The sequence below is a fragment of the Ruegeria sp. AF1 genome, assembly GCF_056542125.1.
The window spans coordinates 1-22,014 of sequence record NZ_JBQFZG010000009.1 but is presented as its reverse complement, the minus strand read 5'-3'; the positions used below and the strand labels follow the sequence as shown (position 1 = coordinate 22,014).

Annotated in this window: 19 protein-coding genes; 6 read left to right on the top strand and 13 right to left on the bottom strand. The window is 56.9% G+C overall.

The genetic code is table 11. The annotated features are described in order from the left end of the window. Positions 1–2 precede the first annotated feature (2 nt). The 5 genes from ACR0BK_RS13125 (at position 3) to ACR0BK_RS13105 (ending at position 5,506) form a co-directional block, all read left to right on the top strand. A complete protein-coding gene (locus ACR0BK_RS13125; protein WP_480554972.1) occupies positions 3–782 on the top strand; it encodes a DUF3299 domain-containing protein in 780 nt (259 codons plus the stop codon). Between the two features lie 39 nt (positions 783–821). Beyond that, on the top strand, positions 822–2,357 hold the full coding sequence (locus tag ACR0BK_RS13120) for a HoxN/HupN/NixA family nickel/cobalt transporter (protein ID WP_480554970.1): 1,536 nt from the start codon (positions 822–824) through the stop codon (positions 2,355–2,357). A gap of 73 nt (positions 2,358–2,430) precedes the next feature. Then, positions 2,431–3,732, top strand: a complete 1,302-nt coding sequence (locus ACR0BK_RS13115) for a carbohydrate porin (RefSeq protein WP_480554968.1) — start codon at positions 2,431–2,433, stop codon at positions 3,730–3,732. Positions 3,733–3,845: 113 nt separating this feature from the next. Then, positions 3,846–4,148 carry an HdeD family acid-resistance protein gene (locus tag ACR0BK_RS13110; protein WP_480554966.1) on the top strand — a complete coding sequence of 101 codons (303 nt, stop codon included), beginning with the start codon at positions 3,846–3,848 and terminating at the stop codon, positions 4,146–4,148. Between the two features lie 338 nt (positions 4,149–4,486). Next, positions 4,487–5,506 carry an IS110 family RNA-guided transposase gene (locus tag ACR0BK_RS13105; protein ID WP_480554965.1) on the top strand — a complete coding sequence of 340 codons (1,020 nt, stop codon included), beginning with the start codon at positions 4,487–4,489 and terminating at the stop codon, positions 5,504–5,506. Between the two features lie 523 nt (positions 5,507–6,029). Here the strand turns inward: ACR0BK_RS13105 and ACR0BK_RS13100 are convergent. The 13 genes from ACR0BK_RS13100 to ACR0BK_RS13040 all read right to left on the bottom strand — a co-directional run bounded on the left by ACR0BK_RS13100 (position 6,030) and on the right by ACR0BK_RS13040 (position 21,159). Continuing rightward, positions 6,030–7,811 (bottom strand): thiamine pyrophosphate-binding protein, encoded by a 1,782-nt coding sequence (locus tag ACR0BK_RS13100; protein WP_480554964.1) that lies wholly within the window; start codon positions 7,809–7,811, stop codon positions 6,030–6,032. After that, positions 7,811–9,220 carry an aldehyde dehydrogenase family protein gene (locus ACR0BK_RS13095; RefSeq protein ID WP_480554963.1) on the bottom strand — a complete coding sequence of 470 codons (1,410 nt, stop codon included), beginning with the start codon at positions 9,218–9,220 and terminating at the stop codon, positions 7,811–7,813. The genes ACR0BK_RS13100 and ACR0BK_RS13095 overlap by 1 nt, the downstream gene beginning before the upstream one ends. After that, complete coding sequence (locus ACR0BK_RS13090) at positions 9,201–10,115, bottom strand: sugar phosphate isomerase/epimerase family protein (RefSeq protein ID WP_480520410.1); 915 nt, start codon at positions 10,113–10,115, stop codon at positions 9,201–9,203. The genes ACR0BK_RS13095 and ACR0BK_RS13090 overlap by 20 nt, the downstream gene beginning before the upstream one ends. Positions 10,116–10,268: 153 nt before the next feature. Then, complete coding sequence (locus ACR0BK_RS13085) at positions 10,269–11,459, bottom strand: Gfo/Idh/MocA family protein (RefSeq protein ID WP_480554962.1); 1,191 nt, start codon at positions 11,457–11,459, stop codon at positions 10,269–10,271. Beyond that, positions 11,452–12,123 carry a hypothetical protein gene (locus tag ACR0BK_RS13080; protein ID WP_480520414.1) on the bottom strand — a complete coding sequence of 224 codons (672 nt, stop codon included), beginning with the start codon at positions 12,121–12,123 and terminating at the stop codon, positions 11,452–11,454. Before ACR0BK_RS13080 ends, ACR0BK_RS13085 begins: the two co-directional genes overlap by 8 nt. Beyond that, a complete protein-coding gene (locus tag ACR0BK_RS13075; protein WP_480520416.1) occupies positions 12,113–13,300 on the bottom strand; it encodes a Gfo/Idh/MocA family protein in 1,188 nt (395 codons plus the stop codon). Before ACR0BK_RS13075 ends, ACR0BK_RS13080 begins: the two co-directional genes overlap by 11 nt. Beyond that, positions 13,290–14,105: a citryl-CoA lyase gene (locus tag ACR0BK_RS13070; protein ID WP_480554961.1), complete on the bottom strand. Its 816-nt coding sequence runs from the start codon at positions 14,103–14,105 to the stop codon at positions 13,290–13,292. Before ACR0BK_RS13070 ends, ACR0BK_RS13075 begins: the two co-directional genes overlap by 11 nt. Further along, positions 14,102–15,034 (bottom strand): shikimate dehydrogenase, encoded by a 933-nt coding sequence (locus ACR0BK_RS13065; RefSeq protein ID WP_480554960.1) that lies wholly within the window; start codon positions 15,032–15,034, stop codon positions 14,102–14,104. Before ACR0BK_RS13065 ends, ACR0BK_RS13070 begins: the two co-directional genes overlap by 4 nt. Next, on the bottom strand, positions 14,976–16,862 hold the full coding sequence (locus tag ACR0BK_RS13060; RefSeq protein WP_480554958.1) for a bifunctional sugar phosphate isomerase/epimerase/4-hydroxyphenylpyruvate dioxygenase family protein: 1,887 nt from the start codon (positions 16,860–16,862) through the stop codon (positions 14,976–14,978). The genes ACR0BK_RS13065 and ACR0BK_RS13060 overlap by 59 nt, the downstream gene beginning before the upstream one ends. Beyond that, positions 16,862–18,157: a TRAP transporter large permease gene (locus tag ACR0BK_RS13055; protein ID WP_170753386.1), complete on the bottom strand. Its 1,296-nt coding sequence runs from the start codon at positions 18,155–18,157 to the stop codon at positions 16,862–16,864. The genes ACR0BK_RS13060 and ACR0BK_RS13055 overlap by 1 nt, the downstream gene beginning before the upstream one ends. Beyond that, a complete protein-coding gene (locus tag ACR0BK_RS13050; RefSeq protein ID WP_480520424.1) occupies positions 18,154–18,729 on the bottom strand; it encodes a TRAP transporter small permease in 576 nt (191 codons plus the stop codon). The genes ACR0BK_RS13055 and ACR0BK_RS13050 overlap by 4 nt, the downstream gene beginning before the upstream one ends. Positions 18,730–18,759: 30 nt before the next feature. After that, positions 18,760–19,770 (bottom strand): sialic acid TRAP transporter substrate-binding protein SiaP, encoded by a 1,011-nt coding sequence (locus ACR0BK_RS13045; RefSeq protein WP_480554957.1) that lies wholly within the window; start codon positions 19,768–19,770, stop codon positions 18,760–18,762. 87 nt (positions 19,771–19,857) lie between these two features. Continuing rightward, positions 19,858–21,159, bottom strand: a complete 1,302-nt coding sequence (locus tag ACR0BK_RS13040) for a Gfo/Idh/MocA family protein (protein ID WP_480554956.1) — start codon at positions 21,157–21,159, stop codon at positions 19,858–19,860. Between ACR0BK_RS13040 and ACR0BK_RS13035 the strand changes: the two genes are divergently transcribed. Further along, a complete protein-coding gene (locus ACR0BK_RS13035) occupies positions 21,158–21,811 on the top strand; it encodes a GntR family transcriptional regulator (RefSeq protein ID WP_170328650.1) in 654 nt (217 codons plus the stop codon). The two genes, ACR0BK_RS13040 and ACR0BK_RS13035, sit on opposite strands and share 2 nt — an antisense overlap. Positions 21,812–22,014: the final 203 nt, after the last annotated feature.

The window sequence follows — 22,014 nt, the reverse complement described above, 5'->3', positions numbered from 1 at the left end:
CGATGCAGACATTGGCAGCCAAGCTGCGCACGCGACTGCTGCGGAGCCTCATCGCCGTCTTTCTGACAGCCACAGGCGCGTTCGCCGAGCAGGTCGCAATCTCGTTTCGCGACTTGCCGGACCCGGTTGCGCTGCAGTTCGACGACCCTTTTCGCGACATGGGGTTCGAGATGATGGGGGAACTTCGAACTTTTGTCCGTCTTGAGCAGCGGCTTGCGAACGGGGAGGTTCCGGAGGAGGCGCGACCGCGGCTCGAGGCGCGGCTTGAGACGGCACGCGGCGCGCTAAGGCTTGCCGGCCATGACATTGAGGGACTTTTGGCACAGCGATGGGTTGTAGCCAAGGCCCGCAAGCGTGCGTTCTTTTCAACCAATCCAAACCTCCACCAGGCGACGGTAACCATCACCGGATTTCTCATTCCAGCTGGCACAAACGAGGACGGTTTCACCGTCGGCTATCTTGTTCCGGAGGTGGGCATGTGTAGCCACATTCCTCCGCCACCTCCAAATCAGCTGATCCGGGTGACGTTCGACGCAGGCTCTCCCGCTAGGTCGCTCTACACCCCGGTGACAGTGACGGGGCTGCTTGCGCCTCAGGAGAGCAACGAAACCATCTTCGTCCTCGACGGCGAAGCGCGGATGGCGAGTATGTGGAACCTCGAAGCAACCCAAGTCACGCTGGCGGTGAATACGCCTCGAACCCCTTTGCGCACCGCGTCGCAGATCAGGAACGTCTCCCACTCCACGCCCACCGGGGAAGATCAACAAACCGGCAATAATTGAGGCTTCGAATTGATGATTTGGCTCTCAACCCCAATCAGGATGCTTGGTCATTACAAGTGCGCGCAGGACGCGTCACATAGCCTCAAAGAAACAGACGAGCGCACGCCACATCGGTTTGTACTTAGCATTTGTTTCGTGGTGTCAATTTTCCTCCTGGCTGCTGCTGGTTCGACCCATGCGAAAGATCGACCGACCACAGTCATCACATGGAACGACCTGGGTATGAGCCTCGAGGCCCAGAAAGACGATAAAGCGGATGATGGAACGTATGCGGGTCAGTCATCCTTGAGCGGCCCGCAAACGGTTCTGCCGCCGGACGACCTCTTCGATCCGCTTTCGTCTGACGGCATCGCGGTCCAAGACTGGGACGAAACGGCGTTTGAGGTCGCATCGGGCTTGCTGGAATCTCAGGTATCCATTGACGGGTATGTCTTGCCGCTGCGCCGGGAAAAAGGGCGCGTCGTTGAGTTTCTTCTGGTGCCGTGGATAGGAGCATGCATACACGCCCCTGCGCCTCCACCGAACCAGATCATTCATGTCGATTATCCCGAGGGGGTCGATTCCATTGGTATGTTCACGCCGGTACGGCTTGCGGGGCGCCTGACGCATCGGCCGGCAAGTCACACTCTGTTCCTTGTAGACGGTTCGCGCAGCATTCCGACGTCGTACGCGATGGAGCAGGTTGTGGTTGGCGGGACGCCAGGGGAAATCGTTGCAGCCGACTCGGCGTTCGGGGACCTTTCTTATTTGGCGCGCGCGCAGGCCAAGATCACCAATATCTTCACCACAGCGATGTCGGACATGGAGCAAGGCCGGTCTGCCGGCGGAGTCGGGCTCGCGCTGTTGATCGCGTTCGCCTACGGTACGCTGCACACGCTTGGCCCGGGACACGGCAAGGCCGTCGTCGTCTCCTACTTCATCGGAACCGGTGGCAGTCTCAGACGTGGCGTCGTCATGGGCGGCCGGATCGCCGTTATGCACGTGCTGTCGGCGGTAGTCGTCGTCTTCCTGCTCGACTTCGCCGTACGACAAGCGACGGGAGCGGCGCCCTCGGATTACAGGTTGATCCGGCTCGGAAGCTACGCGCTGATCATGGCAATAGGTGCGGTGATGTTGTGGCATGCCATCGCGAACATACGAGCAGCTCATGACGATCACCACGGCGGCCACGCCCACGCCGGATGTGCGGCCTGCTCCGCTGCAAACACCGAATCGCAAGGCGGCGGCTGGATTGCAGCCGCGGTAGGTGTGGTGCCTTGCACCGGCGCGCTTATCGTCATGCTGTTTGGCCTCGCGAACGACCTTGTGGTTCCCGCGGTCATGATGGTGATCGCGATTTCGGCGGGTATGGCGCTCGCCATGTCGGCCCTCGGCATAGCGGCGATCCTGGGTCGCAACTGGGCCGAGGCGCGCCTCGGGAGCACCCCCCAGAGACGCCTGAGATTTGAAGCCCGTTCACGGCTCGCAGGCGCGGCCTGCGTGCTAGCTATCGGGAGCACCTTATTCGCCATGACCTTGGCTCAGCCGCCAGGCGCGGATCGACCGCAGCAAACATCGGTCCTCGGGACGAGCTAAGCGAGCTCATAACATATAGTTGGCCTGCGAGGCGTTTGTCCCCTCAATTACCTGCAATTGGAGTTGATAAACTATGTCACAGGCACCTGATGAGCAGAGCATGCAAGGCGCATTTGACCCTCATTGCGTCTGTGTCGCGATGCGGCGTTATGTTTGGTGCCGATGGTTGCGATATACCCTGACGGTCGTCTGCGCGCTACTCGCCACCATATTTCCCGCGGAAGTCCGACCTGAAGGCCTAAGCCGTGATGGGTTTTCATCTCCAAAAAGCGTTCTCGGAACGCTGGCAGCCACGTCCGATCAGCAGGATCTGGGGGGGGTGCAGGCGTACCGGGACTGGAAAAATGGGTTTGAGAACCGCGTGGGGCTGACATTCGGTCTCGAGGAGATGGCCCAGTATCTCGGTACCGACTCAGACCTGACGCCGTCCGATGCGGCAAGCAACGTGTTTCGGTTATTCGGCACTTGGACAGCGTCCGGACGCGGCACTCCCTACGCTGGCGCTTTGGTCTTCAAGATCGAGAATCGGAGCGCCTTCGGAAGCCATCTCTCGCCCCAGGCGCTCGGGCCATCCCTAGGATATGCGGGGCTTTTTTCGTCGACCTTTAGCGATGCGGGGTGGTTGTTGACCAACCTCTACTGGCGTCAAGTGTTTGCCGATGGTCGGGGCAGCTTCGTCATCGGTCAGGTTGATGTCACCGACTACATTGACGTCAACAACCTCGCCAACCCATGGACTGCCTTCACAAACCTCGCCTTTGAGCAACTACCAACTGTTCCAGCGCCCTCTCAGGGATTGGGAGCCGCGCTGCAGTGGAGACTAAGCGACAGTTGGGCGATCCTCGCTGGCTTTGCAGATGCCAACGCAGACCCGGCAGACCCGGTCGGTAGCGCCAGAACTCTTTTCGACACCGGCGAGACCTTCAAACACTTCGGCATAGGTTGGGCGCCTGATTGGGACAATCGATACGACCAGTCAGTTCAGCTGACTTTCTGGCAGATTGATCAGAGAATGCAGGCTGGTGTGCCCGGCGGTTACGGCGTTTCTTTTCTGGCGAGCGGTCGCCAGGACGCGTGGAGGCCGTTCTTCCGTGCAGGCTATGCCAAAGATGGCGGAACGCTTCTCGACCGATCGATCAGCGTTGGAACCGGGTACGACGCCCGCGACGGCAAGGATCTTGCTGGAGTCGGGGTGAACTGGGGACGGGCACCTGGTAACTCACGAAACCAGTTCACAATGGAGGCATTCTACCGGTGGGACGTGACGGATTTCTTCCAGATCACACCAAGTGTGCAGCTTGTTACCAACCCTGCGAACGACCCCACGACCGAAAACATGGTGGTTCTCGGGTTGCGCGTGCGTGCCCACTTCTGATTCGCAAAACGAGACAGGGATGCCGCGCCCAAAACGGAGGGAGCCGGATATATGGCTGTACCGATGACACTTGATGCAGCCGCAGTTCGAGGCTGTTCTTACTACAGGGCATTTTGCTCGTTCTCGCCTGCGTTCTCGCTCTCATTTACCCTCTGACGACCAACGTCGCGCTTGCGGTATTTCTCGGGTGGAAGCTGCTCTTCAGCAGCATCGTTCAAGCCGTTACACTGATAGGTAGAAGCAAGACTCCGGATTTCTGGCTGCAACTGATTTCGGCCGCGATGTCGGCGATCGTGGGCTTTGTCCTCCTGCGCAATCCTGCTTGCCGCGATTGTCGGAAACGCTATGTCAGGAGAACGCCGGAAGCCTCCTCCAATCATAGGGCCATAACTGAAGTTCGGTCCAAATTCGGGTGATGTGAGCACAAGGACGAATGGCAGTTTCGTCCGCGATCTATTGGTTCGAGTAACAAATTTCGTCGCGCTCTGATCGAATGGCCGGTTTTCTTCCCGCGTTGCGACAACTAAAGCTCAGCAACCGCAGAATAATCCGCGCTGCGTGCGCACGCAGCAGGATTTGGACACTTCTCCTATGGGATCACTGCCGACCTCGGAGCAAACGCAGCATCTGATCGCCCGGCTGGCTGGCTCCGATGAGGACGGCCCAAACCGGATGAGGTGGGTGGCTCCTGCTCCACCGGCATCGAATGTGCCAAAGTGCAGTTGTCAAAGACTGCTAGGAAAGGAGCCACCCAATGACAGTAAAGACCGTCGGCCTCGATCTGGCCAAGGATGTTTTTCAAGTACACGGCATTTCGGAGAGCGGCCGCGTCATCTTCAACAAGGCGATCAAACGCGCGAAGCTGCTGGCGTTTTTTGAGACACTGCCACCGTGCACGGTTGGCATGGAAGCCTGCGGTTCATCCCATCATTGGGGTCGTCAGCTGCGCAAGCTCGGGCATGATGTGAAGCTCATGCCTGCCGGATATGTCAAACCATATGTTAAGCGCGGAAAAAACGATGCTGTCGACGCAGAAGCGATTTGCGAGGCGGTCCGCCGTCCGACAATGCGTTTCGTAGATTTCAAGACGGAAGACCAGCAGGCCATATTATCCATTCACAGAACGCGCGACCTGGCCGTCCGACAGCGCACACAGTTGGCCAACATGATCCGCAGCCTATTGCGCGAGTTTGGGCAAATATTGCCCATCGGGATCGAAGCGGTGACGGCTTTTGCGAAGCGCCATCTGAGCGGCGATCATCCCGACATGCCTGAAATCGCGAACGGCATGCTTGGCATACAGTGCTATCAGTTCATCGGCCTGAATGAACGCATCGACGGCTATTCGAAGATGATCGAGCAACATGCATTGCTGGGTGCAGATGCACGCCGATTGATGCGCATGCCTGGCATCGGGCCGATCACAGCGTCAGCAATTGTCGCCACAATCGGTGACGCGCATCAGTTTCGGACAGGAAGAGATCTGGCCGCATGGCTGGGCCTCACCCCGCTCAACAAGTCGAGCGGCGGCAAGGAGAAGCTGGGCAAGATCACAAAGCAAGGCGATCGTTACATTCGCAAACTTTTGGTCGTGAGCATGACATCGCGCGCGGTCATGGCGAAACGCTCACCCGAGAAGGTCGATCTCTGGACTGCCAAGATCATCGCTGACAAGCCGTTCCGGCTGGCAACAGTCGCCATGGCAAACAAGGCAGCGCGGGCCATCTGGGCGATGCTCACGAAGAAACAGGAATACCGGCAGCCGGCGTTCTAACCACACCGACTGCCCACGAGATGCAAGACGTTGAAGTGATGATGCGGAAGTAAGTCAACCAAGAGCAAGGACACTCCGGGAATGGCAGCGGCCCTCTTCCGAGGCCGATAAGCCGATTGGAACCTCGCTCGCGGAATTCATCAGGGCCAGCGGAACACCACCGCACGAACAGGCCGGACAGACGACAGTACTGACGAAATCGACCGCAGAAATCGCCAAAAAATTCTTGCAATGCAGGAGCCACCCACAGATGCCGTTGGCCGCCTGTTGGTGATGCTGCGACGCATCCCGTCGAATCTGCCATTCGCTGCGAGAGAGAAAACTTGGACGCTAAGAACGCACATACTTCAGCGTTATTGCAATTTGACATTATCTCACGTGCTTCGTTGAGAATAACTAACCAACAAAAAAGTTCAGACACACAACAACGATGACCGCGCCGCGACGGAGCTGTTGATATTTGCTCGAACACGGATGAGCATTGACACAAGAAACTGGGCGCGTCTGAACGCGCCCAGTTTCGTCAAGTCGCGACGTGAGATACCTCTTTGTCCGGTGAGTATATGTCCAAGATGTTCCAATGTCCGGTCGTTGGTGTTGGGTTGTTGATCATTGGGACATCAAGAACGGTTGGTTTGCCGCTGGCGATTGCCGCTTCCAATGCGGGCAACAATTCATCAGCAGCACTGAGCCTGTGCCCTTCTGCACCATAAGCTCTTGCAATATCTGCATAACCCGGTCCGTTTGCTGGAGCTGCGGCTGATCCAGGGAACGTGGTCCCGTATGTCAGACCGTAATGCGCCTTTTGAAGGCCCGCGATAGTGCCGAAGGCGTTGTTGTTCATAACCAGCCAGATGATGCCCAGATCAAGCTCGACCGCGGTTGCCAGCATCGACGGGTTCTGACCGAACCCCCCATCGCCGACAAGACTTATCACCACACGGTCAGGGGCTGCCAGTTTTGCGCCGATCGCTCCCGGAGGGCCAAAGCCCATCGTCGCGAATCCACCCGGGGTCAGGATTGAACCGGGTGCCAGGATATCGAATTGTTGTCCGACGCCGTTCTTGTTCCATCCCACGTCCGTAGTGATAATGGCATCCTCGGGCAGTGCCTTGCGGGTATCTGCCAAAATACGTTCGGGCATCATCGGAAAGGACGACGAGGTCGCCATGTCCACGTTGCGCGCTTTGAAGTTCGTTCGGAAGTCGGTGATCTTCTGTTCCAGCGCGGGGCGTTTGAAGCCCTCAGGATACATCTCGCGGGCAACCCGGTTGACGACTCGCAAAGCGGCCTTGGCGTCAGCAACGACTCCGATCTCGGTGGGATAGTTCCGTCCAATCTCTTGCGGTTCGATGTCGATATGAATGACCTTGGAACCGGGGATGTTAAACGTGTAGCCGGGATACCAGCTGGAGCAATCGGCCTCTTTGAACCGAGTGCCGACGGCAAAGATGTAATCCGCAATCAGGCAGGACTGGTTGACCAGCTCGGTGCCCCAAAACCCGGTCATGCCCAACACCAGCGGATGGTCGTCCCGCAATGCGCCCTTGCCCATCAGGGAATGCGCGACCGGCAGGCCCATATGTTCAACGAAGTCGCGCAACTCCTCGCTGGCCTGAGCCAGAAGGATACCACCGCCGACATAAGCGACCGGGTTTTCGGCCCTTGCCAAGGCTTCGACAATCTCGCGTGCCGTTTCATCGTCAATCGACGGTTTCTTGAGCGCGCGCGTGTTGTCGAGAATACGGTCGAAGCTGTCTGAGGGGATGACTTCCGAGAAGATGTCCATCGGCACGTTGACCAGCACCGGGCCGGGCTGTCCGCTTTCGGCCAGATGAAACGCCTTTTCCAGGATCTCGGCCATCAGGTCAGCCCGATCTACCCGCCATGCACGTTTGACAAAGGGGCGATAGATTTCCCACTGGGCGGCGTCCGCGTGCAGGTTCACCTCTTGATGCGGATGTTTGCCGTAGTAATGCGTGGGAATATCGCCTGCGATCACCACCATCGGGATACAGTCCAGTGCCGCGTTGGCGACCCCGGTGGCGCAATTGGTAAGCCCCGGGGAGAGATGGGACAACACCACCGAGGCCTTGCCCGTCACGCGGGCATAAGCGTCCGCCGCGTGACTGGCGATTTGTTCGTGCCGCACGGTAACGAAATCAATCGGGCTTTCGGCCAGAGCGGCCAGAACCGCGATATTCGTATGGCCACAAAGCCCGAACACATGCTTGACCTCACGGCGTTCGAGAAAGTCTACGATGTGCTCGGCAACGGTTTTGCCGTCCAGTTTCGCTCCGTCCATCACGCGACCTCCTGTCCGTAGAACTCACCGAACAGGTCCGGCTCCGAGGGGCGATCCTCGGGGATCGGACGGCTGACCCAGGTGTAGTTCATCATGTGTTTCATGGTGACATTTTCATTCGTGATGTTTCCGCCCCAGATGCCGCAACCAAGGCTGCTGGTCATTGGCATGCCATTGGTCCAGGCACCCGCGTTGGCCTTGGACTGAGGCTGTCGCACCATCATACGGCTGACCGGAGCCAGGCGCGCCAACCGATCGATGTGATCGTCATTGTGGCTGTAGATGCCGCAGGAATGGCCCTTGCCCCCGGTGTTGTAAATCTGGCTAACCGTTTCCAGCGCGTCATCGAATGTGTCGAAGTGATATAGCGCCATCAGCGTTGTCAGTTTTTCCTTCGAAAACTTGTGCTGCGGCCCGATTTGCCCCTGATTTTCAACCATCAGGAATTTGCGATCTTCTGGGATCGAGAACCCGGCGACCTTGGCCGTTTGCTGAGGCGGACAGGCGATGGTCGGAAACGTGCGGTTGCCCTTTTCGTCCCACATGGCCTCTTCGAGCATGGCCTTCTCTTCGTCCGAACACAGGTATCCACCTTCGGCCTCAAGCGCCTTGACCATATCGTCGTAAACCGAGCGCTGGATGATGATGTTACCGTCGGCCGAACAACCCGAACCAAAGTCAGACGTCTTGGAAATTCGGGTGTTCTGAGCGGCGATGTCCAAGTCGGCTGTCTCATCGATGACGATGGATGAATTGCCCGCGCCGACACCATAGGCTGGACGCCCTGAACTGTACGCTGCTTTGACCATGGGCTTGCCTCCCGTCGCCAAAGTCAGGTCGCAGATCTCCATCAGATGTTGCGTCAATGGTATCGACGGTTTGCGAATGGACTGAAACAAGTCCTCGGGAGCACCGGCAGCACGACAAGCTGCACGCATGACTTCGACCATTTCAAAGGTCGTGTGAGCGGTTCGCGGGTGCGGGCTGAAGATGACCGCATTCCGGGCATTTGCGGCGGACACGCCGGTCACTGGCGGTGTCATTGCTGGATTGGTCATGGGGATCAGAGACGCGATCACACCGGCAGGTTTGGCGTATTTCACGAGCCCCTTTTCTTCGTCGACTTCGACGATCCCCGTCGAGGGCGTGCGCAAGACATCACGCAGTACCATGTGGATTTTGAACCGTTTCGCTGGACGCCCTTCGCGATCTCCGATGCCGCTTTCGTCCACGCCTTGCTGGGCCAGGCGCGTGAAAGTTTTCTCGTTCCCCGCATACCACGCGATTGCTTGGGACAGGCGGTTCAGCCTGTCCTGATCCCAATCCTCAATCTCGGCCATGGCGGCGCGGGCGCGTTCCAGCATATCGGCCGCCATGTTGCGATCGTTTTCAGTGAGCTCTTTGCCCATGGTGATCCTCTTGGTGTTTTGGAATTGCTGCATCGTGCATACGACGCTGTGACCGCGCCTCGCCGAATGTTCGCTTGGCGTGGCTGAGACAGCGACGCGCGTGTTCTTCATATCCCAACTCGGCCACGCGGCTTTGGTTGGGCAGTTCGATGGAATAGTCGACGGGTGGCATCCGTTCGATGATGCCGGTGAAATCGATCCATCCCTCACCGGGATATAGCCGCGCATCGCGGGCCAGTTGGATCATGCCCTCACGCGTATCGGCGATGCCGGGCAGGCAATCAGAGATATGCAGGAAGTGAAACAGGTCCGAGGGAACGTGCAACAGCTCACCAAGATCTACGCGGCTGAGGTGCAGGTAGAGCGTATCAACCAGAATACCGCCGTTGGGCTGATCAGAGGCGCGGACAATGTCCAGTGCTTCATCCAGCGTGCGCAAGCGGGAGAAGCTCGGAAACTCCAAGTCCACCGTTAACCCGTAGGGCGCTGCCAGTTCGCAGGTTTCGGAATAGACGTCGATCAGAAAGTCACGATCATCGCGGGCGTTGGTCCATGCGCTCATGATCATGCGTTTGGCGCCGAGTTCCCCTCCGATCTCCAACGAGGGCTCAAAACTGCGCGGATCGACATCTTCCGTGATGCGCGCAAGCTCGACATCGAGGACTTTCACCCCGGTGGTAGAGAGAGCCGTTTTGGTGGCCTGCACCTGCGCCTTGTCGATTGGAGACTGAGTAAATTCACCGGGCACGTGCATCGGAATGAACCGCGGGCTGACGGCATCGTAACCGGCCCGGGCGGCGATATAAACCAACTCGGGCGGCGTGCAGCCGATCAGCGTCAGATGCGCCAAGGAATAAAGAGAGGGGCTTGCGCCAGCCTCATCGGGTTTCACCATGAACGACAGCTCCACGTGTCTGCGAATCTCAAATTCATCACACGTAGTAAAAAATATCTGATATTTTTTAAAATATCAACTCTGAATACTGCTCTGAAAATAGAAACGCCCGGGCGATGCCACGGGCGTTTTCCAACTGCTCGGATTTATGTTTTAAACTGTGACCCAATCACCGCCGGATTGGTGTGACCGGACCGAGGCACCAATGAAACGCACGCCGTCTGCACCTTGATCGACACTGGGATAAGTAAGCCAATCAGCCGGAACCGGGACACCATCCCGGCGGGCAGCCACCCCCATGGCAAATTCCGTATATAAGTTGGCCCAGGCTTCGATAATCCCCTCCGGAAAACCCCGTGCGGTACGGATCAGTCGTTCTGCACCGGGGCCGATGCCATGCCCGTGACCTCGGCTGATAATACGATCCGGTTCACCAAACCGATTGAACTTCAGCTGCTCGGACTTCTCCAAATCCCACTCGAGACCTCCTTCGCTCCCGAATATGCGCAACCGCAACCCGCCCCGGTTTCCGGGGGCAAGGCGCGTTGCCATCAGGGTTCCCGGAACCTCGTTTTGATAGCTGGTGAACATGAATACCGTGTCTTCCAAAGGCTTTGACGCGCCGCAGACGTGGAACTCGGCCCGCAGGTCGGTCATCGGCAGGCCCGAGACAAAACTGGCGAGATGCGCGGCATGGGTGCCGATATCGACGACACAACTGGTCGGGCCTGAAATCTTGGGATCCAGCCGCCACTTTACATGAGGCGCATCGGCCACATCTTCGGGCGTCATCCAGTCTTGCATGAACTCAACATGGATCTGGTTGATCTTGCCGATACCGCCATCGGCCACGATCTGTTTCGCCTGCCGGATTACCGGAAAGCACGACATCGCATAGCCGACGGCAAAGACCTGCCCGGTGCGCGCGGTGATCTCCTCAAGCCCCTCGGCCTCGGCGACTTCATTGGTCAGGGGCTTGTCGCACAGCACGTCAATGCCCGCCTCCAGAAATGCTTTGGCCGCGTCGAAATGAACGTGGTTCGGAGTGGTGATCATCACGGCATCCACGCCATCCGGACGCGCTGCCTCAGCCTGCGCCATCTCCTCGAACGACGCATAGCACCGGTCTGCCGGCAGAAACCACTCGGCCCCGCGCGCCTTGCTGCGCGCGGCGTCAGAACTGAGCGCACCTGCGGCGACCTCCCACCGGTCGGTCATCCGCGCGGCCGTTGTTTGCGTGACAGATATCCGCCCTCCGCCAACAACGCCCAGGCGCAAACGGCGCGACAACCGGGGGAAAGGACCGTCAAAATTCAGGTTTTCGGGCAGAAGTCTCTCAGCCATTCTGAACCTCCATTTCCGGGACCCGTGCGCCCTCGGGCAGGATTTCCACCGCCATGAAGATGCTGGGGGTAATCGTCTCGTATTGATGCCAGGGATAGTTGCCTTCGGTGTCATACATCGGCTTGTGCGTCGTGCCCGGGGCCATGAACTCTTCGAGATAAAGGGTTTCAACGTCCCGTTCCCGGCATTGCTGCATTTTGCCAAAGCCAACGATTTGCGTATGCACTTCGCGAAACCCCGGTACGGGGCAGAACGGATGATCCATGTGCAATCCGACATTCAGCGGAACCGAACCCGAGTGATACATGGTCAGCCCGACGTTACCGACGAAGACCTTTGGCGACATGTAATGGCTGACACCGCGCAAACGCTCCTCTTGCCGGACGTCAAAAGCAGACGGCCACGTGTTTTTCACCTTTGCAAACAGCTGGCCGTCATCGCCGTGGGCATCAAAGCCATGGACGATCACCGCGCGCTCCACACCGTGCAAAACGCTATTTTGTACAATCACGGACGAAAGTGGCGCAACGGCTTGATCCTCGATCAAGAGGCCCCGTTCGCCAAGGTTAAGAACGATTGCACGGCCCTCGACGGAAATCTGTTCATCAGTGATGTGCTGGACGTCAAAGAAAGGCAGCGCAAAGTCGAGTTTTTTAACCGGCATGAGCCAGCTCCTTCCGCTCATCTTGCAGGAAATTGACCGGCAGAGGCTTCGGTGCCTCGCACCGGCTTTCTATGGTCTGATAGGCTCCGAATTTCGGTGCCCGTTCAATCGCGTCCATGACCTCGAACACATGGTAGGCAAGCGCGCCACTGGCACGGGGCTGACGCCCTTCCTGTGTGGCCAGAGCAAGGTCCAAAAGGCCTAAGCCGCGGCTGTCTTCGTTGAACCCGTGTTTGTTCTCGACCACCGGCCAGTCTTCGCGACCTGTTGGACGGGGCTGATGTGACCAGCGCGAGGTTTCGCGCGTCTTCAGCCAAACATCGCCTTGAAAGATATTGGCACCATGCACCGGGTCAGGATCCGGAATGCTGATGGTTCCGTTTTCACCATAGATCTCGAAGCGCGGGGTTTCGCTGTCCCAGACGTCGAAACTCATTGTCATCGACCCGATGGCGCCGGATGAGAACTGCAACAGGCTAAGCGAATGCGTGTCGACCTCGACATCCATCCATTCCCCGTTTCGGGGACCATTCTCGATCATCCGCTTGTCGAATGTGCGTCGTGCCATTCCGGCGACCCGATCAACGGGACCAAGACAGCAGATCATGGCGGTCAGGTAGTAAGGCCCAAGGTCCAGCAATGGCCCACCACCCGCCTGATAGTAGAAATCCGGATTGGGATGATGGCGTTCCGTCCCGTGGGTTCCGACATGGGCAAATACCCCAGTTGGTTTCCCGATTGCGCCTTCGTCTATCAAGCGCCGAACGGTTTGCCAGCGACCGCCCAGAAACGTGTCGGGCGCGCAACCGACCAGCAGCCCCTTTTCGGCGGCCGCGTACAGAATCGCCTTGCCATCCGTCCGGTTCATGACCAGTGGTTTTTCCGAATAGACGTGCTTGCCCGCCTCCAAGGCGCGCAGGCTGATGTCGGCATGGGCTGCCGGGATCGTCAGGTTCAGAACGCAGTCAATCGTCGGGTCATCGAACACCTCATCCGGTGTGCAGGCCTTGGAGATGCCGTATTGATCCGCCTTGGCGCGGCTTTCCAAAGGATCGAGGCTGGCGCAGGCGACGACCTCGACGTTTGAGAAATTGGAGAGTGTTTTTAGATAAATATCGCTGATACGACCACAGCCGATAAGGCCGACCCGGAAGGATTTCGATGTCTCACGTGTCATCATTCCTGTCTTCGTAGTGGGGTAAGTAATTCGGGGGCATGGGCCCTTTGTTCCGACCGCCCTGACCCATCTGCTCCCACGCATGGGCAAGTATTCCGACCGAGCGGGACAGGCAGAACAGCCCTCGCGACAAGGGCGCAGGAAAGCCAAGTTCGCAGAAGATCACGGCTGTTGCACCATCGATATTCATGGCAATCGGCCGACCGCCGCGTTGACGACCGAGTTCGGACTGAACCTTTTCTCCGATATCGGCAAAGCGGCCAGAAACTGTACCTTCTGTCGCTGCATCACGAACAAGTTGCATCAGCCTGGGCGCGCGCGGGTCGACGGGCTTGTGAAAACGGTGGCCAAAGCCCGAGACGATCTTGCCGTACGTCTCGCGCCAGCTGTCCAGACCGTCCTGAACAGCATTAATCAGCGATGCCCCAGCATTCATGCGTTCCGAGATATCATAATACAGCTCGGCGCATTGCTCCCCTGCCCCGCCATGCACATCGCCCAGCATGTTCACCGCAGTCGCCATCGCATTATTGAGACCTACCCCGCAGGTGGCAGCCATGCGCGCCGCCGCGATTGAGGGGGCCTGTGGGCCGTGATCCACGCCTGCGACCAAAGCGGCTTCGAACAGACGCGCTTGTGCGTCGCTGGGCAGATCACCCCGCACCATCAGCCAGATCATTTGCGGAAAAGAAACGTTCCCGATCAGATCCTCTATTGCGTTGCCACGAAACGCGATCTTACCGGGTTTCATGTCAATGATGGATGTGCGCCACCATTGGCGGATTGCTTGTTCGTCGTTTGTCATACCGTTGCACCTCTAAACTCGCGCATGCGCTGCTGACGAAGTGAATCGAAAACGTTTTGAAGGCGACTGATTGAGGCGGTGCAGCCGGTGAAGATTTCAAAAGACGCTGCAGCCTGATGAACCGCCATTCCAGCACCATTCATCACTTTCAACCCAGTTGCGCGGGCCCTGCTCAGTAGGTGTGTCTCAAGCGGGAAATATACGATGTCTGCCACCCATGCATCGGGCCGCAACAGGGATGGTTCAATGACTGTTCCGGGGTACTTGTCCATTCCAAGTGGTGTTGCGTTGACCACTCCGTCCACAAGTTCGATCCGATCCAACGAAATCGAAGGGGAACCCTGAATCTTTGCATAAGGGCGCAAGACCTCTAGTCGACTGACCAGCGCCTGCGCTCGGTGGAAGTCAGGATCGATTATCTCCAGGTCTCGAACACCTGAATCAAGCAAAGCCAAAGAGACTGCACTGCCCGCGCCACCAGCTCCAAACATGAGAACCGTTTCAGTCTTCGATGATCCCAAAAAATCTCCGAAGGCACTGTGGAAACCTATGTAGTCGGTGTTGTGGCCAACCATTCGGTCGTCACAAAAAACCACCGCGTTGACAGCTTGAAGCTCCTCAGCAGTCTTGGAAAGCTCATCAAGATGATCAATGACTGATGCTTTGTAGGGATGCGTCACGTTGACCGCCGCGCAGCCTAATTCAACGGAATAATGCAGTAAATCAGCGACCGACATTCCACGAAATGGCTCTTTTGCAGTGTCGATCCTACCGTAGCTCAGATCGATACCCTGCGCCCGACCTTCTGCCTCGTGCATCTCAGGCGTCATGGAGCCAGCAATACCTTGGCCGATTAGTGCCGCCTTCATATCAGGTTGTTCCTTCCGCCATGTGGTGTCGCGCTTGGGCCGCCAATCGGAACGCAGCATTGCGCGCGCCGTAGCCGGAGTAGCCAGATCGGCGCTCAACAATTTCAAAGAAGAAGCCGTTAAAGATAGGTCGGCTGTAGATCTGAAAATACTCGGAACCCGCTGCGCGGTCGTAGAGAATGTTATCCCTGCGCATTTGGGCGATCAGGTCTTCACTTAACCCGAATGTCGCTTGCAGATCAGCGTAGTAGTTTTCTGGGATGGGCAGGCTGGGAAAGCCGGACTTCCGCAATTGGGCTGAGGTTTCAAATATGTCGTCCGACTGGAAGGCTATGTGCTGAACACCGGCACCAAAACCGTCTTCAAGGAATGAAGCCGCCAGTGTTCGACGCCCAACTGCACCATTCAGGTTTAAACGCACTTCGCCCTCGGGGCTCTCGATGGCTTGGCTTTGCACAACACCTGATGGGTCGGCAACGTTTACGATCGGGGACTTTGCCATCTCAAAAGTCGAAATGTAATAGAGCAGCCAGCTTTGCATCTCATCGTTACGCATCGTCTGCGCCAGATGGTCGATGCGGCGCAGACCGGCAGGCTGGATCGCTTTGGTCTTGGCGACTGGCTCGAACTCGATGTCCCAAACCCGATGCAGATCGGATTTCTCATCTATGAAATGGACAACATTGCCACCAACACCTCGAATGGCCGGGATGTCCAGTTCCCCAGTCCCTACCGGTTGTGAGAAATTCGGCGCGCCCAACGCGGTCGCTCGCTGAACCGTCTGATCCGCATCTTTGACACGCAACCCCATGTCACACACGGAGGGGCCGTGACCCAGGAACGCCGAATGGGCGAAACCTTCCTTTTCGGTATTCACAACGATGTTTATCGCGCCCTGCCGCCACAGCTCGACGGACTTGGTTACGTGTTTTCGCTCCATTCGAAAACACATTGCTGACAGCATATCTGCCAGCTGCGCGCCGCTTGTTTCGTCGGCTGTAAATTCGACGAATTCGAAGCCTGACGCATAGACGCGTTCCGGCAGGTCCGGGATGCCGAAATCTGTTCCCGGTTCGGTCCGGGAAACCTCATCTAACAGGTTCACCAGCGACCTGTAGCTGTCTCGGGCCAGTGTCAGGCCACCGGGTTGAGGAGCTGCTTCATTGACACGCGCAATGGACCAAGGCCCCTTGTACCCAGCGCGGGACAACACCCGCACAAAGCCCGCAAGGTTCAGTGACCCAAGCCCCGGCAGAAGCCCAAAGTGCCGTTTGAGCCTGCGAATATCCATCTCAAGTCGGGGTGCATCGGATAGCTGCACATGGAACAGCCGATCTCCAGGAATGTCCCGAAGGCGGGCTGGTTTGGACCCGTCGGCAAGCGAGAAGAAGGAATTCAAGGCCAACCCCAAATAAGGGCTGTCGATAGCTTCAACGACGCCTAACGCCTGTTCATCCGAGTGAATAAGATCCGACCATGGCAAGCCCATATAGGCCAGACGCAACCCCATTGCCTTTGCTATTTCGGCCGCCTCGCCAAGATCTGCGATTACCTGTTCTTCGGTCGCAGCGGCATCGACCTCGAATGCGGACCCAATTAGCAGCAGATCCGTACCCAACTCGCTCATCAGGTCGAGTTTGCGCTTCAGTCGATCAAAGGCGCGCTCCCGTCCGCCGCCAGACTGGCCTTCAAGGTTATGGAAAGGTTGCAGCAGGCAAATCTTCAGGCCGAGATCTGATGCTATGTTCCGAATTTGCGATGGCGGCCCGTCAAAAGCGGTCAAGTCCGGTTCGTGTAATTCGACACCCCCGAATCCCGCGTCAGCGATAGCACTCAGCTTTTCGGCCAGATCACCGGGGATCGACGTTGTCGAAACCGAGAGGCACATTATCCCTGATATCCAAACATACGCGGCAACCACAGGACCAAATCAGGCATCAGTATCATGATCACCAGGGCGAAGATGAGAACCGCGAGGAAGGCCCAGATTTCCGAGATGATTTCGCGTAGCGGAATGTCCGTCACGGCGTTGATCACAAAGAGCAGAATGCCATAGGGCGGCGTGATCAGACCGATCATCGAGTTCACGACGACCAGCACCCCGAAATGCACCAGATCAATCCCAAGCGCTTCGCAGGTTGGAATGAACAGGGGCACAATCACCAGGATGATCGTTGTTGCGTCTAACACGCATCCCAGCGCGAGGATCAGCAGGTTTACGAGGATCAGGAACACAATCGGGCTAACATCGGAACCCTCCAGCAGCGCCGAGATAGACTGAGGAATTTGCTCCTGAATGACGATGAAGTTCAGAATGAACGCGCCACCAATGACAACCCCGACGGCTGCGGAAGAGCGCGCACTGTCGACGAACACCTGATAAAGGCCGCGAAAGGTCAGCGCTCGGTAGAACAACGCTGCCAGTAGCAGGGCGTAGAATGCAGCTACGGCGGCAGCTTCGGTCGGAGTGGTGACGCCCCCATATATGCCGTATAGCAGGATTGCGGGCATCAGCAGTGCCGGAAATGCGTTGGCGGTTTTAGCCGGCAACTCGCGCAGTGGAACAGGTTCTTCCAATGCAAAGTTCCGCTTTCCGGCCAGATAATAGTTCATCGCCATGAGGACGACGCCCATGATCAGGCCCGGCAGAATACCGGCGAGAAACAGCGACCCGATGGAGGCCTTGGAAACGAGCGCGTACAAAACCATCGGGATAGAGGGCGGAATAATAGGGCCGATCGTTGCCGACGCTGCCGTGATTGCAGCTGCGTAGCCTCGGCTGTAGCGGCCATCCTTGGTCATCATTTCAATGATGATCTTCCCGATCCCCGCAGCATCCGCGACGGCCGAGCCGGACATACCCGAAAAGATCAGTGACGCTACCACGTTTACGTGCCCGAGGCCGCCCTTGAAACGACCGACAGCAGCGACGCAGAAGTTCAAAAGACGGTCCGTGATCGATCCAGCGTTCATGATATTCGCGGCGACGATGAACAAAGGCACGGCAAGCAGGATCGTGCTTTTGTAAAAGCCTTGCAGGATCTTCTCGCCCGCGAGGGCGACGTCCAGTCCGGCCGTGCCCAGGTACACTAATGAGGCCAGGAGGATGGAATAGCCGATAGGTGTCCCGATGCCTGCCAGAAGAAAGAGAGCGAGCAGGCAGGAAAGAAGTTCAAAACTCATTTTTTAACTTCCTCATCCTTTTCGACGTCGACACGGGGATGATCGTCAACCACGTTGTACCCAACGACCAGTTCCAACTCTGTCTTTGGTGGGCCATTGCGCATGACGTCGAAGAATAGCCACGCGTAGCGCGCTGCGACGACCAGCATGAATACCGCGTAAATCGAGAATACTGTGCGCAGCGGTATCTTCTCACCGGAGAACGGATTGCGGACAGTCGATGTCTTGCGGATTTTCATCCAGTCGATGTAGTCCCACGTCGGAAGGAAGCTGTAGAGCATACCGACTACGATCGCTGCGGCCGCCAGCATCGCAAAGACCTGCCGTACGCGCATCGGCACCGAAAGATAGATGATGTCGAACTTCACGTGATCCCGTTCGCGCACGATGAAAGCGCAGCTGAAGAAAATCACCCAGACCCAAAGAATGCCGATCAATTCCAGCGTCCAGCCTGCTGGGGTGAAGAAGTACCGTAGTAGAATTTGGAGAAGGAAGATAAGGAAGATTGCCGCCAGCATCCCGCCGGCAATCGCTTCGGTCAGTCGGGAGAACCCCTTCATAATGGCCTTCATTATGGTTCTCCCTCCCCTGTCTTACTGGGTTCAGTTGCCCAGAGCGTTGATCTGATCCAGAACGCCTTCGGGCCATGAGCCAGCGAATTCGCTGTCCAGATACATAGACTGTACCTGATCGCGGAACGCAGCGAGATCGGGTTCGTAAATCTCCATGCCCTGCTCTTTCAGGAAGCTGACAAGATCCTCTTCTTTCTGAAGCTGCTTCTGGCGGCCTGATTCAGCTGCTGCGTCCGCAGCTTCCTGAACCTTAGCTTGCTGTTCCGGTGTCAGCCCGTCCCAAACTTCTTTGCCGATGGCTATATAGTTCAGGTCGACCAGATGCGATGTCAGGACGATCTGATTGGTCACTTCATAGAACTTGGCGTCAACGACGGTCGGCAACGGGTTATCCTGCCCGTCAACGGCACCGGTCGACAGCGCGGTATAGACTTCGGAGAAGGCCATCGGTGTCGGCGCGGCACCCAGCGCCTTGCCAAGGAACTGCCATGCGTCGGTGCCCGGCATCCGCAGATTCACGCCTTCCAAGTCTGCGGGCGTCGTGACTGTCAGCTCATCCTTGGGCTGGCGCAGGTTCACCTGACGACGGCCCAGATACATGACCGACAGCAGTTTGACGCCTAGTTCTTCTTCGGCCTTCTGCTTAAAGGCATCCATCAAGGGATCGTTGAAGACAGCTACCTGATGCGCGGCGTCCTGGTGGACATAGCCTGCGGTAAAGATCGAAAACTCGGGGAAGAACTGTGCCAGTTCCTGCGCCGAGGTGATCGACATTTCCAGGTTACCCCGGCTGATGGCGTCCAACTCGGTGCCTTGGGCAAAGATGGTTCCATTATAGCTGGGCTCGTAGCTTGCGAAATCAGCGACCATGGGCGCAAAAACCTCGGCCATAGCGACCGAGCGCTGGTCGGTCTCCGATCCTGATGTTGCGAGGCGAAGTTGCACTTTGTCTTCCGCCAACGCACCGCTTGTTGCGCTAAACAGAACACCGGTTGCAACCAGGGCTGATACAGCAGCCCGGCGGGTAAGTTTGGTAATCACTTTGCTCCTCCCTGAGACATCATGATGCATTTTCCGATTCTGAGTTTTGACCTATTTTGGACATTTTGCAAGATTTTTTACAAAATATCAGATATTTTTAATTACCTGCAATCTCTGTTGTTGCGTTTCCCGAAGGTTTCTTATCCTGACAGTCTCGCCAGTCCTGCAGGAATTCTGTATAGCTTCAATAACTTGGAGTGTTTTAAAACCTTCCCATCCAGACACAATCGGATCTGCTTCGCGCCGAGCGACTTCAACAAAGTGCCTGAGTTGATTGACCAAGGGGTCGGATGCACCCTTCTTCAGCGCGGTTGATGAGATTGGCGTCCACCAATCCCTTTGCTCGCTCTGGTAACTCCACAGTCGAAGATCGGGAACGGACAACGACCCGTGAGAGCCACCTATCATGTAGCTACTCTCAGTGGTCGAAGGATAGATTGGATATTCCTGAGACGTCATCTCCCAGCTCCATGGAGCAACGATGCTGTCGGACACACTTATGGTTCCTATCGCTCCGCTTTCGAACGTCAACAGAGCACCGGCAACATCTTCGTTGTCGTAACCCCGCTGCGATGCAGCCGACCGCGCCTGTACGGTCATGACTTCTCCGGCCAGGTACCGCAGCAGATCCACATCGTGGACAAGATTGACCGAGATGGGCCCTGCGCCGGGTTTCTTTCGCCAGGGCGCAGCATCAAAATATTCGTCTGGCTTATAAAACCAGCAATTCGCATGGACAGCGCGCACATCTCCAATCTTCCCATCGACAATGGCTTCCTTAGCCGCCCTGATCAGAGGATTGTGTCTGCGATGATGTCCGACCATCATTGGCACATTGGCCTTCTCCGCTGCTTGGACAAGCTCCAGTGCAGTGGTGGCTTCCACGGCGATCGGTTTTTCGACAAGAACGGGACAACCATGTCGAACACACGTGAGGCCTTGTTCAACATGAAGCGTGGTCGGGGTCGCAAGAACAGCTCCGTCCGGCGTCTGAATTGCAAACATTTCCTCGAGGGTTTCGTAACATGCGACCCCGTGCTCAACGGCGTAAGCACGGCCTTCATCGCTGGGGTCGACCACCGCGACGAGATCAACATGGCGCAACGCTCGTATAGCGTCTGCGTGGCGGCGTCCAACAAGGCCAATGCCGACAATGGCAATGCGAAAGTTCTTAGACACTTTGCTTCCTTCCGGAGGGTCCGGAAAATCCCGAAACCGATGATTGCGATCGGGCTGCTTTGCCCAACTTGGCCACGACCGTATTGGGGTTTTCGTGATTCCGCAATAATGTATGATATTTTTATTTTTACCATACATCAGTTTGGATTGCTGATGTCTCTGAAAAATGCTAATTGAACGAGGAAACTGATAATATCGGGTGAAACGCATGGCGAAACAGCCGTCTACGATAGGTGCAAGTACCTATCAGCGCATCAAGCGGGACATCATCTTCGGGGAGTTGCAGCCCGGCTCCAAACTGAAGCTGGACGCCCTGAAGGAACGCTACTCGGCAAGCCTTTCGACACTTCGTGAAACGCTGAACCGGCTCGCCAGCGATGGATTTGTCGAAGCTCCCGAGCAACGGGGTTTTCTGGTCACGCCAGTTTCACGAGAAGACCTGACCGAGATTTCAGAGCTGCGCGTTCTGTTGGAATGCCACGCGTTAGAGTTGTCCATTGCGAATGGCGACACGGACTGGGAAGGCAACCTCGTTGCCGCACACCACAAACTGCACCTGATGGAACAGCAGCTTCTCAAGGGCGACGAGTCCGAGAAAGAAACCTGGAAACGATATGATTGGGAGTTTCACCAAGCGATGATCGCGGCCTGCAACTCCAAGAACCTTCTGTCTCTGCACTCGATCATCTACGACAAGTATCTGCGGTATCAGATGCTGGTGCTGACATATCGCGGCGAAGAGGCCGTCAAGGAACACAAGGGCATGTTCGATGCCGCGCTGGCCAGAGACGCTGACACGGCCAAGAAACTGTTGGAAGATCACATCCGAAACGGCCTCACCCACACGTTGGAGGCTATGTAATGCGACATGCTGATTGTGTGCTTCGACGTCTTCAGGTCGATTTGGCAGGGAATATCTCAATATTCCACATCTAGATCGAGAAGTTTGTGAGCGGCCTATTTTGTTGAAAAACTCGGGCTTGATCGGTTGGTAAGTTGCTGATTCAATTCTTCCTAAAGGGAGGGATCAGCCATGATGGGATCGAGACAGGAAGCGCAAGCGTC

Coding starts and splice junctions, on each gene's coding strand:
- ACR0BK_RS13125 (WP_480554972.1), top strand. CDS start 3: ATGCAGACATTGGCAGCCAAGCTGCGCACGCGACTGCTGCGGAGCCTC.
- ACR0BK_RS13120 (WP_480554970.1), top strand. CDS start 822: ATGCTTGGTCATTACAAGTGCGCGCAGGACGCGTCACATAGCCTCAAA.
- ACR0BK_RS13115 (WP_480554968.1), top strand. CDS start 2,431: ATGTCACAGGCACCTGATGAGCAGAGCATGCAAGGCGCATTTGACCCT.
- ACR0BK_RS13105 (WP_480554965.1), top strand. CDS start 4,487: ATGACAGTAAAGACCGTCGGCCTCGATCTGGCCAAGGATGTTTTTCAA.
- ACR0BK_RS13100 (WP_480554964.1), bottom strand. CDS start 7,811: ATGGACGGAGCGAAACTGGACGGCAAAACCGTTGCCGAGCACATCGTA.
- ACR0BK_RS13095 (WP_480554963.1), bottom strand. CDS start 9,220: ATGGGCAAAGAGCTCACTGAAAACGATCGCAACATGGCGGCCGATATG.
- ACR0BK_RS13090 (WP_480520410.1), bottom strand. CDS start 10,115: ATGGTGAAACCCGATGAGGCTGGCGCAAGCCCCTCTCTTTATTCCTTG.
- ACR0BK_RS13085 (WP_480554962.1), bottom strand. CDS start 11,459: ATGGCTGAGAGACTTCTGCCCGAAAACCTGAATTTTGACGGTCCTTTC.
- ACR0BK_RS13080 (WP_480520414.1), bottom strand. CDS start 12,123: ATGCCGGTTAAAAAACTCGACTTTGCGCTGCCTTTCTTTGACGTCCAG.
- ACR0BK_RS13075 (WP_480520416.1), bottom strand. CDS start 13,300: ATGACACGTGAGACATCGAAATCCTTCCGGGTCGGCCTTATCGGCTGT.
- ACR0BK_RS13070 (WP_480554961.1), bottom strand. CDS start 14,105: ATGACAAACGACGAACAAGCAATCCGCCAATGGTGGCGCACATCCATC.
- ACR0BK_RS13065 (WP_480554960.1), bottom strand. CDS start 15,034: ATGCTGCGTTCCGATTGGCGGCCCAAGCGCGACACCACATGGCGGAAG.
- ACR0BK_RS13060 (WP_480554958.1), bottom strand. CDS start 16,862: ATGTGCCTCTCGGTTTCGACAACGTCGATCCCCGGTGATCTGGCCGAA.
- ACR0BK_RS13055 (WP_170753386.1), bottom strand. CDS start 18,157: ATGAGTTTTGAACTTCTTTCCTGCCTGCTCGCTCTCTTTCTTCTGGCA.
- ACR0BK_RS13050 (WP_480520424.1), bottom strand. CDS start 18,729: ATGAAGGCCATTATGAAGGGGTTCTCCCGACTGACCGAAGCGATTGCC.
- ACR0BK_RS13035 (WP_170328650.1), top strand. CDS start 21,158: ATGGCGAAACAGCCGTCTACGATAGGTGCAAGTACCTATCAGCGCATC.
- ACR0BK_RS13040 (WP_480554956.1), bottom strand. CDS start 21,159: ATGCGTTTCACCCGATATTATCAGTTTCCTCGTTCAATTAGCATTTTT.